A 15,223-nucleotide genomic window follows, 5' to 3' on the forward strand; every position below is an offset into this window, starting at 1 on the left:
CGCTGTCGCTATTCCTCAACCAGCAACACAAACACCTGAATCTCTGTAAGATTTGAAACGGATGCGAGAATAAGAGACTCCCCAGTATACAATCTCACTGTATAATGGGCAGAGTGAAAGGAATACAGCCTTTGAAGGCAACAACTGCGGTATTACTGCCCTGCTATAACGAAGAGCAGACTATCGGTAAAGTCATCAGCGACTTCCATGCTGCTCTTCCTGAAGCAGACATCTATGTCTATGACAACAATTCAACCGACCGAACGGCTCAGAAAGCCAAAGAAGCAGGAGCCATTGTCCGTCAAGAACCACGCCAAGGCAAAGGTAATGTCATCCGCGCCATGTTTGAGGACATAGATGCCAATGTGTATGTGATGGCTGATGGTGATGATACATACCCGGCTGACGCAGCACCCGCTATGGTTCAAAAAGTTTTAGACGGTTATGACATGGTAATTGGCGATCGTTTAAGCTCCACCTACTTCCAAGAGAATAAACGCCCTTTCCACAACATAGGCAATCGTGTAGTACGAGGTTTCATCAACAGTCTCTTCAACGCGCATGTCACCGATATTATGACCGGATACCGGGCCTTTTCCTTCACCTACGTAAAGACATACCCAATCCTGTCCAAGGGTTTCGAAGTCGAAACTGAGATGACCATTCATAGTCTGGACAAGAACGTACGCCTGTATGAGATGCCTATCCAATACAGAGATAGACCAGAGGGATCAGTCAGCAAACTGGATACGGTAGGCGATGGCTTAAAAGTCCTATCCACTATCTTCCGCATGATTCGGGAGTATCGGCCCCTCCCCTTCTTCGGGGGTCTAGGTGCGGTAATTGACATAACCGGCATTGCCCTGGTCATTTCAGTGCTTATTGACTTCTGGAACACCGGAGCAGTGGCTCGTTTCCCTACCTTGATTGGTTCTGTTTTACTTATTCTAGTGGGTCTACTGAGCATCGTCACCGGCATCATCTTGGATGTGATAGCCAAGAACGATCGCAAGAGTTACATCACTAACAGCAATATTTTCTCTTACCTGAAAAGGGCAGAGCTTTCCGACAAAGAATAAGTCCCTGTTTGAAAGCTCATAAAAGCGTATAGCTTCGGGACGGAGGCACATCTACAATGAATGCTCCCCCCCCCCCCCACCCCGAAACTATCCGGATGCTAACCTGCCCACCATAATTATTCAAATCGCCAGTTCTGGGCTTGGGTACCATTAGCCATGTATAGCTGGAGACCATTATTGTTCGCTACCGCACCCCCTGGTAAGTCAAGAACTAAATCCGAGGACAAAGCAGAAATGAGCTTGCTGCTTCCATCGCTCTGTCGGACAGCCACCCACTTCTGAGCATAAGTCCCATTCGCCTGATATTGCTGGACACGGGCACCGGAGGACATGTTCGCACCGGCGACGTCCATCAGTTTACCTGAACCAGCATTCATGATTGTTAAGTATCCTTGACTGTCATGCCGAACAACCCATTGCTGAGCCCGAGTACCGTTGCCTGCATAAAGCTGCACCTTCCCATTGTTGTCGGAAGTGCCGCCAGCTACGTCAACCTTGTATCTGTTGTTTTCCCCTGATGCGATTACATAGCTACCGTCCTTAACATCATTACGATGTTGAGCAGCCAACTGGTCTAGACGCTGCCGGACTGTTGGCTCGTTGGACAGTACCCACTTTTGAGCTGCAGTACCGTTCTGGCTGTATATCTGCATCTGTTGGCCAGACACGGCTTGGGCTCCAGATATATCCATAGCTTTATTGGACAGGCTACCGACAAAACTGAATTCACCGCCACCGGAATTACGCACTTGCCAACGCTGGGACTGGGTCCCGTTCAGCTGATACTGCTGAACTGGAGCGGCGTTCTGAGTCTGACCACCAGCTATTTCAAGGTTATTTCCTGATCTAGCATTACTTATTTCATAAATACCATTACCCACTTGTTTAAAAGTATAAAGCTGAGCATCAGTACCATTCCAGGGGTAAATCTGAATGCGGGTGCCGCTTTCCATTGAACCACCTGGTACATCAAGCACTAGTCCTGTGTTGATAGACGACCGAATCCGATACCAAGTATTTGCCTCGATAGTAGTTACAGAAGCAAGGGTAAATCGTTGAGCCCCCGTTCCATTGGGTTGATAGAGAGCAACGCGAGCATTGTCGGCAGTTGAAGCCCCTTCGATATCCAACACCCAGTTGCCCAAAGCCGATTGCAAGTAGTATGAATTGCCTGCATCACGGATAAACCATCGTTGAGCAGTGCTTCCATTGCAGTCATACTGCCAAACTGTTGCATTGTTGCCAGCCACCGCATTAGACACATCTAAAGCCTTGCCTGAGTTGACATTAGTAATCACATACGAGCCATCGCTTTGTTTGCTAAAGACGAAACGCTGAGCTCCTGAATTGTTGTAACTATATAGATGAAGAGGAACACCTGAAGCCGCGCTAGCACCAGCAATGTCAATGCCTGAGGAATCCTTAAGCCAAGAGTTGATATAGTATTCCCCATCCGGCAGATTTACCCGGGGCAAATCGTTTACATTAAGCTCGGCCGCGAAATCGTGCAGGCCGCAAGCATTCAAATCCACAGAACCTTTGATGCCGTTGATGCGGCCTCCATCCGAGTACTGCCAGCAACGTTCGTTGGCCGGATAGTTGAAACCAGGCCGAGAACCATAACTGGCCACCCAGTCTGTTCTAGAGCGGATATTGCCGGAATTCAGCGCTGTGTTCAGGTAATGCGTATAGGAATACACCGACAGCTTGTTGTAGCCGGCGCTCTGCAATTGCCACCACCAGGAGTTCACGATTCCGTCGTATACCGCGGGGTTGGTGGGTGGACGATGCCCCGACCAAGACCACAGCTCCAAGTCGTAGTACACCGGGTACTTCAAATCCCCTGGTCCGACACCAGCGCGACGCAGAAGGTCGACGACATTCGCACCCTCGGAAGAGGCGGTACCACTGTCATATGCATACGAGTATAAGTAGATGCCGAAAGGTATGCCCAAGCGTTTGCACTCACTGATGTTGCGCAATGCCTTGTTGTCGAATCCGTTGCCCCAGCCGTAACCGATACGGATGATGGCACCTTCCACGCCAGAATTGCGAGCCGCCTCCCAGTTGATATCGCCCTGCCACTCGGAAACGTCAATAACACCTTTAGCTTGCTGTGCGAATAGCCCGCCATCAGCCTGGAAGAAGGCCTGCGTGCCATTGTACATACCCCAATACGCACCATACTGGTTGTTCTGCAAAGCCACAGTTCGGGCGGGAGACGGAGCGGCGTCCTGAAGAGTCTGACCGTATGACATGTAACGACCTGGTTCAGCATGACGACGAGGCTGACTGTGCATGTTTCCGCTAAAGACGGACTGACGAACGGCCTCATCACCACCAACCTTGCTCGCCGAATCGGGTTCCTTACCATCCATCTGTTCCTTGACTAGCCCCATAGGAACGGGGATGAACGAGCGTCCATTCGTCTTCGCCAAAGGATCGGCGGGTTTGCTTTCCGTGCCAACCAATTTTGGGTCGGTGACTGTCTTCCCCGTCTTTACGTCCTTGGTCTCTCCCGAATCCGCTACAGCGAGATTCTTGGATACCAAGGTCGCACCGTCGGGAATCGCATCAGAAACCGCATCCGGCAGCTTGTCAGCAGGCAACTGTTCTTCAGTCGATACCGTTGAAGCAAACGCCTGGTTATCTGGTTCAGCAGAAGCAACCGTGTCAACGAGAGCCTCAGCCCATGCAGGATTAGCCCCGGTCCCCAACAAGCACATACCCGCAGCAGCGGTCAATGCAAAGAATTTCTGTACAAAGCTCATGATTCTCGCACAATCCTAGGCCAAGACGATGGCCATTTTTATCTATTTGCCTGTTTGCAACACTGTAATCGCTGACCACCGTAAATTAGCCAACAATCTCCGAGATGCCACACTTCCACCATAAGTGCGCGTAGTGATCTCAAGAAGCACAGCCACAGCATGTTATCTATAGCCGACAGTGCATGCCTGGATCGGCCTGATCACAGACCAAGTGCGAAACGCCACGAATCGATAGCCCCACCCCCTCAGCCGACACGGCAGACTCTGACTCGCTCCGCCGCCGCAGGTCCAAAGACCAATTCCACTCCCGTGGATGTGCCGCTAGTCCCTTCCATCAATTCGACCACGATTGCATCAGAGTAAGGAGGCTGAGGGGCTATACGCAGGAGGGAACCAACTTGAATTTGCTTGCTTTTGAGGTAACGCAGCATCTCGGGATCCTCATCCGAGACGCGATCCACACGTGCAAAGGCACCCTGGGGAGCCTGTGACAGAGGGATTGAGTCCTTGCGATCAGGCAATTCACCAGTAGCAGCGGGGATGGAGTCGCCATGCGGGTCACGATCGGGATGGCCCAGCAGCGCATCTATTCGGTTCACCAACCGGTCCGAAACCGCATGCTCCAGACTTTCCGCCTCCTCGTGCACCTCGTCCCAGCTGTAGCCCAAAGTCTCCACCAAGAAAGTCTCCATGAGCCGATGGCGGCGCACCATTCGAATCGCATACTGGCGGCCAAGAGAGGTCAGATCCACACCTCCATATGGCCGATGCTCCACCAGGCCTGCGGCCCCAAGACGGTTCATGGCACCGGAGACCGTGGATAGCTTGACACCTACACGCTTCGCCAGAGCCGAGGGCTGCACCGGACTCGGATCCCACTCCTGCAGGTCCCAGATAATCTTCAGATAGTCCTGCGAGTTCGCCGATAAATCGTCCAAATCCATAAGGAAAGTCTAACAAGAGGCCAGAAGGCCACTCAATGCGAGGCAGACATCATACAGCAGGCCGCCGGCGCACAGGCAAATAACCTTCACATGCGAACAGTGGAAATAAAACACAGCATCCGCTAGACTTCGCGTAGTCAAAGATAGTTGTTTGCACATACGCAGAAATAACCATCTTCGCAGCACGACCCGGCACGAAGTCAGGCACATAAGCTCAGAGTTGAAGGACAGCATGGCGAGCAAACCAGCAGATGACTCGAACGCCCGACCGATTGCGCACACCAGGAAACAAACACCCAGCGCAGCGCACGAAAACAGGCGAACAGCAGACATGACCGTCGACAACAGCGCCGAGTCAACCGCTACAGTCAAGGGCGGCGCAAGAAATCCCTCATCCCATCAACACCGACCCATCCTCCTTGTGCAGACAGCCAACGGCCGCTCCCTCGAGGAGGTCAACTCCTCCATTCCTGTCCCCAGGAACAAGACTTCTTTCTGGCGCAACCTGGCCGCCTTTTCGGGCCCCGGAGCCCTGGTGGCCGTAGGATACATGGACCCGGGCAACTGGATCACCTCGATCGGGGGCGGCGCCCAATACGGTTACCTGCTGATGTCCGTGGTGCTCATCTCCAGTCTGATCGCGATGATGCTGCAATACATGTCCGCCAAGTTGGGCATCGTCACCGGCCTGGACTTGGCCCAGGCCACGCGGGAGCACACCGGCCGCAAGCTCAGCTTCGTCCTCTGGATCTGCACCGAGCTGGCCGTCATGGCCACCGACATAGCCGAGGTAATCGGCGGCGCCATCGCATTGAAGCTCCTGTTCGGCATCCCCCTGGTCGTGGGCGTGGCGCTGACCGTGCTCGACGTGCTGATCCTCCTGTTGCTCACCCATTTGGGTTTCCGTCGAATCGAGGCCATCGTTGCCGGGCTGATCATGGTCATCATGCTGATCTTCGTTTATGAGGTCATCCTCGCCCGCCCCGATGTGCCCGCCATGCTAGAGGGTTTCATCCCCAACAAGACGATCCTGGGCAGGGGCCAGCTGACCATGGCCCTCGGCATCGTCGGCGCCACGGTCATGCCCCACAACCTCTACTTGCACTCCTCCATTGTGCAGACACGCGACTTCGACCGCTCCGATGACAAGCAAGTGGCCAACGCGGTCCGTTTCGCCACCTGGGACTCCAACATACAGCTGACCGGCGCCTTCATCGTCAACTGCCTCCTACTCGCGCTAGGCGCGGCCATGTTCTTCGGCCACGGCGAAAGTCTGGACACCTTCACCGCCCTATACAACGCCTTGGGCGACCAGTCCATCGCCGGCCCTGTGGCCTCGGGCCTGCTGAGCACACTGTTCGCCGTGGCCCTCCTGGCCTCGGGGCAGAACTCCACCATCACCGGCACCCTGACCGGGCAGATCGTGATGGAGGGCTTCATCCGCATGCGCATCCCCATCTGGCTGCGCCGCCTGGTCACCCGCGTCATCTCGATTATTCCGGTCCTGATCTGCACGGTCATCTTCGGCGGCAAGGAATCGGCCCTGGACAGCCTTTTGGTCTATTCGCAGGTCTTCTTGTGCGTGGCCCTGCCCATCTCGATGGTCCCCCTGGTCTGGTTCACCTCGTCGCGCAAAATCATGGGCAAGTACGCCAATCCCAAGTGGCTGGCCGCACTGGCCTGGGTGGTGGTTGCGGTCCTGTCCGCGCTGAACGTCCAACTCGCCATCCAAGATGTAAGCGAGCTGATAGCCCTGCTATAAACCCGTCTCAGGCTGGCTGGAGACTCATACAAGGCACGACCAGGCGGGCGCGCGCCACAAAGCGCATGTGCGCGCATTGCGATGCCCGCCTTCCGCCGTTTAGCGCCCGTGTTCAATTCCATGCTCGGTCCAACCTCAACCCGGCACGCGAGTCATCTCACTTCACCGCGAGAACCACCCCTTCCTAATCGCAGGCTACGGTGTTACGGTCTAATTAGGGACACGCGGGAAAATCTCCCGTGCAACCGACATGGGCCGGACACATTCCGACTCTGCGCGCATGGAACAAGCCATCCGATCGCAAACCCAGCCGGCGATGCTCCTCAAGAATCGAAAGGGCGTCATGAACGCAAAGCTCACCACTAACGAAGGCCAGCCCTGGGGCGACAACACCCACAGCCAAACCGCCGGCAAACGCGGACCCATCCTGATGCAGGACTACCAGCTGCTGGAAAAGCTAGCCCACTTCAACCGCGAGCGCACCCCCGAGCGTGTGGTCCACGCCAAAGGGGCGGGTGCCAAGGGCACATTCAAACTCACTCGCGACATGAGTCAATACACCAAGGCCGACCTATTCAACGGTGAAGGCAAGGAGACGCCAGTGCTGATTCGCTTCTCCCAAGTGGCCGGAGAGGCAGGTTACCCCGACACCATGCGCGACGTGCGCGGCTTCGCCCTGCGTTTTTACACGGCCGAGGGCAACTACGACGTGGTGGGCAACAACACGCCCGTCTTCTTCGTGAACGACCCGCTCAAGTTCCCCGACTTCATTCATTCGCAAAAGCGCGATCCGGCCACCCACCTGCGCTCCCAAGAGATGCAGTGGGACTTCTGGTCGCACTCCCCCGAGTCTCTCCACCAGGTGACCTACCTGATGGGCGACCGCGGCAATCCGGCCTCCTACCGGACCATGAACGGCTACGGCTCCCACACCTTCAAGTGGGTCAACGCGCAAGGTGAGCAGTTCTGGGTCAAGTACCATTTCATCAGCGCCCAAGGCGTTAAAGACATGACCAACGAGCAGGCCGCCAAGGCAGCCTCCGAAGACACGGACTATTTGCTGCACGACCTCTACAGCGCGATTGACCAGGGCGATTACCCGTCCTGGAAGGTGTGCGTGCAAATCCTACCCTACGAGGAAGGGTTGAATTACAAGACCGACATCTTCGATGTGACTAAGACCGTCTCCAAGAAGGACTATCCGCGCATCGAGATTGGCGAGTTCACGCTGAATCAGAATCCGGTCAATTATTTCGACGAAGTGGAGGAGGCGGCTTTCTCGCCCGCTAACTTCGTTCCTGGCATCGAGCCTTCACCCGACAAGCTCTTGCAGGGCCGCCTCTTCGGCTACAAGGACGCCGAACGCTACCGCCTTGGCGCCAACTACGAGCAGCTGCCCATCAACCGACCGGTCAACGAGGTGCATAATTACGAGCGCGACGGCTTCATGGCCCAGGGCCAGGACGGCTCGGTCAACTATGAGCCCAACTCCCACGACGGCCCCGTTGAGGACCATGACGCGCGTATGCACGCCGACAGCGAGGCGCTGACCAGCCAAGCCGAGTACTCACGCCCCTACGAGGTGGACCACTTCTCCCAGGCCGGCGACCTCTACCGTCTGATGAAGCCGGAAGAGAAGGACCGGATGATTGAGACCATCAAGTCGACCCTAGGCACTGTGGACAGCGAAGAGATCAAGATCTTGGAGACCAAGCAGTTCCACCAGGCCGACCATGAGTACGGCGAGCGCGTAGCCCAGGCCCTGGGTCTGTCGATGGATTCCATCCGCTGACCCCGTCAAGCCAGTGAGGCCGGGCCTTGAGCGCTCAAACCGCTCCGCAACCCGGCCCCACTGCATGCTCCCGTGACACGCCCTGCCTGGCACACTCACCCGTCGGCCAAGGTGTGTGTTATTATGGAGCAGTTGTGACCTGGAGGATTCGCCTAGTGGTCTATGGCGCACGCTTGGAAAGCGTGTTGGGTTCACGCCCTCACGAGTTCGAATCTCGTATCCTCCGCCATATGAAGCCCCTCATGCCGAGGGGCTTCTTTTTTACATGAATACGAAGTTATAGAAGTTTGTCTACACTGCCTTCTCTGAGACATGATGCTGCCTTGCCAAAGTCGCACACTACTCATAACGCCGATGTGCGGCATATGCTCTTGCCAGCAAAGGCCGACGACAGCAGGAGACTGGGACTAACCTGCTACGTGGGTGATTATCATCCCCGCATAGGACAGTACCACGAGGATATAGCACCAGCCTAAAGCCTTCTTCACAGATATTTTCTCGATACCCATATCAGGCAGCAGTAAAGCTACAACAGGAATAACAGGAATAAAGTATCGACTCTGAATACCCCCGATCCAGGTTCCAGAAGGATTGGGGGAGAAGGAGATATACAGGCCCAGCTCTACCGCAATCAGAAAAAGGAAGGATACGACACCGGCCATGCCCCTCACCCACTTCATGCCAGGAAAACCGTTGACGGCGTGAGCGGACAACAGGCACAGCACCACAAAGGCGACCAGCAGAGGGATCATGCCACGTTGGGCAGATGAACGGTCTCACTTTGAATTTCTGTGATACGCCAAGGCCCGCAGGACTTTCGACAAACAGTCTCAGCCTCCCCCTCAAACAGCGGCAATTGTAGCACCTCATATGGCAATGACGGTCTAAGTCCCCACCTTCGGTAGCGTTCATCGACTATCATGGCCGCATGCCTACATTCTTCTCTCTGAGCCGCTCCGCACAGGAGAGACTGAACGCCTTCAGTCCACGATTGCGTGCCCTGGCCGAATCCGCCATGAACTACCACAGCCTGCTCACGCCAGGCGCAGCCATAGAATACCTCTTTTATATGGGCCAGGCCCGCCAGTACCCCCGACTGACAGACACCAGCACGGTCAGCGGGGAATTGACCAGCGACGCAGGGCTGCATCCTTTCCTGAAAGTCAGGGCCATCTCATCATCGACGGGCTCATTGGCGCAGACAGGCAAACTCCGCCAGCAATCAACCAGCCATGCCGTCCGCCACATCCTACTTACGCCGGACCAGGCAACCGATGCGGACGCTCGCGCCATCGCTCGGGGCAGCCTGCCCAAACGCGTGTATCGCATATGCGAGGAGCACGCCCCCATCAGCTTTGACTACGTCCGGGAAGCACTTCGCCATGTCGCGGAGCACGACATGCGCAAGCGCATCGCCCGGATACATGAAGACAGTCATCCAGACTCTGCGCATATGCAGTCATCTCAGGTCGAAGCAAACTCCCACATCTCCGCGCATGACGCAAAACGCCAGGGCGCTGTTGTGATCGCCGCCCACTGGCTGCAACCAGGAGGAGCCGAACGCTGGGCCATGGAAACAGTTCGGCTCGTCTCTCAGACAGGCATGGTGCCCATCGTCATCACCGACAATGACAGCCACCAGCTGTGGATAACCCGCCCAGAGCTACGCTCCGCCCTAGTCCTATGCCTCAGCCTTCCTCTGACGTCCGGAGCAGAGGGGATGTCGCTCATGGACTCCCTGTATGGGCAATTCGACATCCGCGCCATCCTAATCCACCACAACCAGTGGATGTATGACCAGCTGCCCAGAGTCAAACAACGCCACCCGAATACCATGGTGGTGGATTCCCTGCACATTCTGGAATACCGACATCGGGGAGGGTATCCCTGCCAAGCGGTCCGGTATGATCCTTACATCGACATCCATCACGTCATCTCCCCCCAGCTCCGGGATTGGCTGGTCCGTGCGCAAGGAATCGACGCAGGCAAGGTGGTACTGGCTCCGCTGATGGGCATGACGACGGGGGCGACCCGAAAGGAAGTCAAGCCAAAAGCCGAAGACAATAGGCTATGCGTCGCCTTCGTGGGCAGGGTGACCCGCCAGAAAAGACCTGAGGTCTTCATCAGGATCTCGGCCCTTCTGGAACATGCGCAACCAGGAGCTTTTCGTTTCCTCATGCACGGCAATGGAGATCTCGACGATAAGGTCGATCAGGAGATTACGCGTGCGGGATTGACCTCGGTGGTGGAACGGCGCGACATATCCATTCCAGCTTCACAGACCTACAAGGAAGCGGATGTCCTGCTAGTCACGTCAGACAATGAGGGCTTGACGCTCACCACAATGGAAGCCATCAGTGCGGGAATACCAACACTGAGCGCGACCGTAGGAGCCCAATCCACTCTGATTCCCAAACAGGGGCTACTCCCCCGCCGCAGCGCTGACCTGGCGAGAGCCGCGACCCGAGTCTTGAAGCATCTGCTTGTCGACGAATCCGATCGGGCTAGCCTGTGGCAGGCTGAACGTGGACGTTTGGACGAGTTTGCCCGTCTGACCACCGCCAATGAATATTATGAAACTATGCTGAAACACGAGGCTTCTCACAGCTCATAAACTAGGCTTCAACCGTCTGCGCCCCTATTCGCAAGCGCGAGCGCGCAAGGACCAAGAAAGTAGAAGCGAGCAGTCGCTACCACGGAAGGAGCGCGCGACGAACATGGACATACAAACCGGCAGCGCCACCGACGGCACGCAGGCTTCCCTTCCGTTCAGCCTATTGATGCCAGTGTACGCGGGTGACCGGGCTGACTATGTGCGAAAGGCGTTGCTGTCCAATACCGTGGAACAGAATCTCCCTCCCTCGCAAGTGGTGCTTGTCCAGGATGGACCAGTCGGCTCGGGCATAGCGCAACTCCTCGACTCCCTCCCGGCTATGTTGACCGAACAATTCATAGCAGCAGGTAGAGCGGACAAGCAGCCCGAACTGGAAATCGTGCGCCTTCCGCATAATGCCGGTCTGGCTAAAGCTTTGAACCAAGGCCTGCGACATTGCGGATATGATCTTGTGGCACGGGCCGATAGTGACGACATCTCCATGCCTGAACGGTTTGAAGCCATCGTTCCCCTACTCACCGGTAGCGCGGGGAACAGGTTCGATGTGGTAGGCAGCTTTATCCAAGAATTCTCGGACGAGCAGGATGACCCGGGGCAAGTTCGAGAGCTTCCGACGGGAGGGGCCGAACTTGAGGCTTTCGCCAGGCTTCGTTCGCCGCTGCACCACCCGAGCGTGGCGTTCAGAAGATCCGTGGTTGCTTCCGTGGGAGGATACCCTGAAGGGCAAGGAAGGTTCGAGGATTACCTCCTATGGGAGCGTATGATACTGGCAGGCGCCCGCCTATGCAATGTCCCCCTTCCTTTAGTCCTGTACCGTGTCGATGCCGGAGCCTACGAGCGAAGGGGAGGATTACCCATGTTCATTGATGAACTGCGCATGCAGAATCGCTTCCGGTCCGACGGCTTCACCACCGCCCCGCAATTTGTGCGAAATGTATGCATACGAGCCCTGTACAGGCTACTGCCCACTCCAGTGCGTACAGTCGGTTATCGCTGCCTCACTGGCCTGCGACATGCGCTTCGTCCTGTCAGGGAGTAGGGTCCCGTCAGCACTTTCTTCCTCCCAGCTCACAGCGCCGCCTATATAAGGAGAATGGTAGATGCAACTGTCATCATGGTTCCAGGCCATGCCTTTGACGCTCACAGTCGCTGGCCTGCTCTACCTACCCGGAATCATGATTGTCCTAGCAGCTGGGCGACGCAAGTGCAACGAGGTCCTGGCCCTTGCTCCCGTATCCGCCGTAGCCTTAGCTGGGGTGGACGGTATAGTGCTCTACCCCATGCATATCCGCTGGAACTGGGCGTCCTATCTCGCCTCAGCAATCGTCCTTGCCGCCTTGTGCGGGCTGGCACGTACGTGGATGGCGAAGAGGGGAACAAAGGACAAGTCCGGCAACCGAGCCCAATCTCGCAGCGCATTCGCTATTCAGAAACCTGAGTCCGACGACAAGGGCTTCCTGCGCTCGGCTTGTAAGTCCCTGCCCGCCGCGAGTGGAATCATTCTTGCGGCGGGAACCATAGCCGGCAGGCTCATTGAAGCCGTTCCTTCCCCCGAGCAAGTCACGCAGAACTACGATTCGGTCTTCCACGAGAATATCGTGGCTCGCATCGCGATGACGGGACAGGCGTCCTCCCTCCATGCGCTCCCCCCAGTGCGCGACGTGTACCCCATCGCCTTTCAGCAGTTCGCCGCTTTAGGCAACGAAATCTTCTCCCAAACCAGCACCAGCAGTAGCGTCACCTGTACTTGGCTGATATTCGCCGCCCTCGTCTGGCCCATTTCGATGCTGTATATGGTTCGGTCGTTAGTCGGCCCCCTCCCGGCAACGGATTTTCTAGCACCCGCCTTATCCGCCGCAACCGCGGGATTCCCCTTCCTTCTTCTGGATTGGGGCACGCTGTATTCCATGTTTGCCAGCCAAGTCCTCCTACCTGTTTTTCTTGGCCTGGTTTGGCGCTACTGCCGCGGCAGCATGAGGGGCGAACGCGAGAGCTGGACGCGATTAGCGTGGATGGCCGTATCGGTTCTGGCAATATCGGTATGTCATTTCCGCGTCATGATGACGGCTCTTCTGCTCGCTTTTCCCGAGATTCTAGTCTGGTTCATCGGCACCTGCTCCCGGCTGCGGCAGCACAACCGCGCGGCTTTCCGCGCAACGGCCGCAGGGTTCGTGGCGGCAATTGCGGCGGTGGCCATAGCAGGGGTCGCAATCTTCCGGAAGATGTATCTCAGCGGTGCCTCACGCCCTATTGCGGACCATCTCAACGGAGGCCCAGCCCAGCCCACTGAATCCATCGGATCCGCGACCCTGCGCTACTTCCTTGGTCAACCCATCAATTCCTCCAACCAGAGGCTTCCCGTCTTCTGGCCAATAGCGATTGCGCTTATCGCAGCGGTTGCGATCATCGTCATCGAGCATAAGCCACAAGGTCTGACGCTGCTCTCCTCTTTCCTCCTGCTCGGATTCGTCTTCGTCTCCTGCGCGGGCAGCCATGCCGATTGGGCGAAAGTGGTGACCGCGCTATGGTACAAGGACCAGCGCAGACTGTTCGCTGCTTGGCCAATCGCAGGCATCGCGCTGATTTCCTGGGCAATCAGCGCGGCAACGCGATGGCTCCGTCTTCGTAATTCCCTGGCGGTGCCCCAGGGCGGAAGAGGATTGGAACGGGCCGGGACCGTCGGCGCTCGCTCGCAGAGGCGCACTGCCGTAACAGTTGCCGCAGTGACGCTTATCGGCTTGCTCTCCTGCTTAGTCAATCCCCAGATGCGAGCCATGCAATCGGCGGTAAGCCGCACTTATGCCTTTGCGGACAACTACGCAGATTCCCCCATGCTCTCCTCTGACGAATATCTGCTGCTCAAGCGCTTGGACCGCCATGTGGGCCCCAGTGAGGAAGTGGTCTCCGACCCTTGGAACGGCAGCGGATTCATGCTGGCCGTCGGTCACCGCACTCCGTACTACGCCCATCTGAGCTCCATGTGGGATTACGACCATGAGTATCTGGCGAGGCACTTCGACAGAGTGGATTCAGATCCGCAGGTATGCCGCATTCTGAAGAACAACGACCTTAAGTGGTACGTCGACATGGGCGGCCCTTATGTGAAGAACGATCCTCAACACCAGGTCTTCGAGGGGCTTCGGCCCGTCCTTGGCGCCATGCATCCCGTAGACCGCCAGGGCAGGGCCATGCTGTACCGCATTACCGCTTGTGGCCTGTAAATCCGTCACCTTCCACGGCTTGTATGGCCTGAGCGACTTCGGGCTCAGCGCAGAAGATGGAAGCATTGTCTAAGGGGCGCGTTCCGAAACCGGCGCGCAGCCCTCTGCCCAGGCATTTCAGTATCAGCCCGCGGTCTTTGGAACGCAGGAGCGTCAGCACCCAGCGACGGACGGTCTTTGCCAGCAACTCTCCGAACTCCATTACGGTGAAATTGCTGGACGAATACCGCATCAGCCAAATTTTGTTGCGCACCTCGTAGAAGAATCGATTTCCGGGATCCGCATCGCTGGAGCCGAAGACCTTTGTTTTATGGACCACTTCGCTGGCTGGGACGAAGTAGCCGATGCCGTCTTTGAGCAGACGGGTCGTGAACTCGAAATCATCATTCCACAGGAAGTAGGCGCTCCTGGGCAAAGCGCGCGCCTTTCGAATCGCTTGCGCGCTAATCAGACAGGACACGAATGACAAGGAACGAACCTGGTATGCCCCTGCTGATGCCTTGAGGGTCCTATGCCCTGCTTTCACCCATGTGCGCGGCCTGGGCTTGCTCATGCCGTGAATCTCGCCATTAATCCACAAAGCCTGAGATCCCATGACCGTCGGTTGCCGACCATTAAGGCGGCTGGCCTCCTCAGCTGCGTCAAGCAGCTTCTCCAATGCCGTCGAAGTAGGGATTACATCATCATCCATGATCCAGATACTGGAATTGTCCCAGTCGGAACCCTCCTCCAAGGCCAGCGCAATGCCGGCGGAGAACCCCCCCGCTCCTCCCATATTGCGCGACAGCTGCACGAGCTTCGCTCCGCAAGGATGCTGCTGCACCACGGAGGCTGAATCGTCGCTGCTGGCATTGTCCACGACAATAATACTGTCGGGCTTTCGGGTCTGAGCTTGCAAACCGTCCAGGCACTGCCGCAGCAGCTGTGACCGGTTATAGGATACGACCAGGGCAGTGACGCGAGAAATCATAGCCACAAGTATATGCGCCACCTCAATAGACGTGGAAACGCCCGAAGACCTATACTCACATTCCTCCAAC

10 protein-coding genes and 1 tRNA gene are annotated in these 15,223 nt (G+C 56.5%); 7 read left to right on the top strand and 4 right to left on the bottom strand.

Annotated elements, in window-relative coordinates; translation table 11 throughout:
- Positions 1-104 precede the first annotated feature (104 nt).
- Entirely contained in the window at positions 105-1,079 is a 975-nt protein-coding gene (locus AB656_RS04795; protein WP_051905364.1) for a glycosyltransferase family 2 protein, read from the top strand.
- 116 nt (positions 1,080-1,195) lie between these two features.
- Here the strand turns inward: AB656_RS04795 and AB656_RS04800 are convergent, their stop codons facing one another.
- Both AB656_RS04800 and AB656_RS04805 read right to left on the bottom strand, forming a co-directional pair.
- The gene (locus tag AB656_RS04800; RefSeq protein WP_034982867.1) at positions 1,196-3,850 is read right to left on the bottom strand and encodes an RICIN domain-containing protein; all 2,655 of its coding nucleotides are present in this window, start codon (positions 3,848-3,850) and stop codon (positions 1,196-1,198) included.
- 245 nt (positions 3,851-4,095) lie between these two features.
- Positions 4,096-4,794 carry a metal-dependent transcriptional regulator gene (locus AB656_RS04805; RefSeq protein ID WP_033503691.1) on the bottom strand — a complete coding sequence of 233 codons (699 nt, stop codon included), beginning with the start codon at positions 4,792-4,794 and terminating at the stop codon, positions 4,096-4,098.
- 232 nt (positions 4,795-5,026) lie between these two features.
- On the opposite strand from AB656_RS04805, the gene AB656_RS04810 reads away from it, so the two are divergent.
- The 3 genes from AB656_RS04810 to AB656_RS04820 all read left to right on the top strand — a co-directional run bounded on the left by AB656_RS04810 (position 5,027) and on the right by AB656_RS04820 (position 8,577).
- Positions 5,027-6,556: an Nramp family divalent metal transporter gene (locus AB656_RS04810; RefSeq protein ID WP_236681852.1), complete on the top strand. Its 1,530-nt coding sequence runs from the start codon at positions 5,027-5,029 to the stop codon at positions 6,554-6,556.
- 343 nt (positions 6,557-6,899) lie between these two features.
- Positions 6,900-8,348, top strand: a complete 1,449-nt coding sequence (locus AB656_RS04815) for a catalase (protein WP_033503692.1) — start codon at positions 6,900-6,902, stop codon at positions 8,346-8,348.
- A gap of 141 nt (positions 8,349-8,489) precedes the next feature.
- Positions 8,490-8,577, top strand: a tRNA-Ser gene (locus AB656_RS04820).
- A 178-nt stretch (positions 8,578-8,755) separates the two neighbouring features.
- Here the strand turns inward: AB656_RS04820 and AB656_RS04825 are convergent.
- Entirely contained in the window at positions 8,756-9,100 is a 345-nt protein-coding gene (locus tag AB656_RS04825; protein WP_033503693.1) for a DUF2142 domain-containing protein, read from the bottom strand.
- Positions 9,101-9,276: 176 nt separating this feature from the next.
- On the opposite strand from AB656_RS04825, the gene AB656_RS04830 reads away from it, so the two are divergent.
- From AB656_RS04830 to AB656_RS04840, 3 genes are all read left to right on the top strand, one after another.
- Complete coding sequence (locus tag AB656_RS04830; RefSeq protein ID WP_081924889.1) at positions 9,277-10,962, top strand: glycosyltransferase; 1,686 nt, start codon at positions 9,277-9,279, stop codon at positions 10,960-10,962.
- A 103-nt stretch (positions 10,963-11,065) separates the two neighbouring features.
- A complete protein-coding gene (locus AB656_RS04835; protein ID WP_033503694.1) occupies positions 11,066-12,001 on the top strand; it encodes a glycosyltransferase in 936 nt (311 codons plus the stop codon).
- Positions 12,002-12,062: 61 nt separating this feature from the next.
- Positions 12,063-14,183 (top strand): DUF6541 family protein, encoded by a 2,121-nt coding sequence (locus tag AB656_RS04840; RefSeq protein WP_033503695.1) that lies wholly within the window; start codon positions 12,063-12,065, stop codon positions 14,181-14,183.
- Here AB656_RS04840 and AB656_RS04845 read toward each other — a convergent pair.
- Positions 14,164-15,153 (bottom strand): glycosyltransferase family 2 protein, encoded by a 990-nt coding sequence (locus tag AB656_RS04845; protein WP_033503696.1) that lies wholly within the window; start codon positions 15,151-15,153, stop codon positions 14,164-14,166. The two genes, AB656_RS04840 and AB656_RS04845, sit on opposite strands and share 20 nt — an antisense overlap.
- Positions 15,154-15,223: the final 70 nt, after the last annotated feature.

Source organism: Bifidobacterium actinocoloniiforme DSM 22766, from assembly GCF_001263395.1.
GTDB classification, from domain to species: Bacteria; Actinomycetota; Actinomycetes; order Actinomycetales; family Bifidobacteriaceae; genus Bombiscardovia; species Bombiscardovia actinocoloniiformis.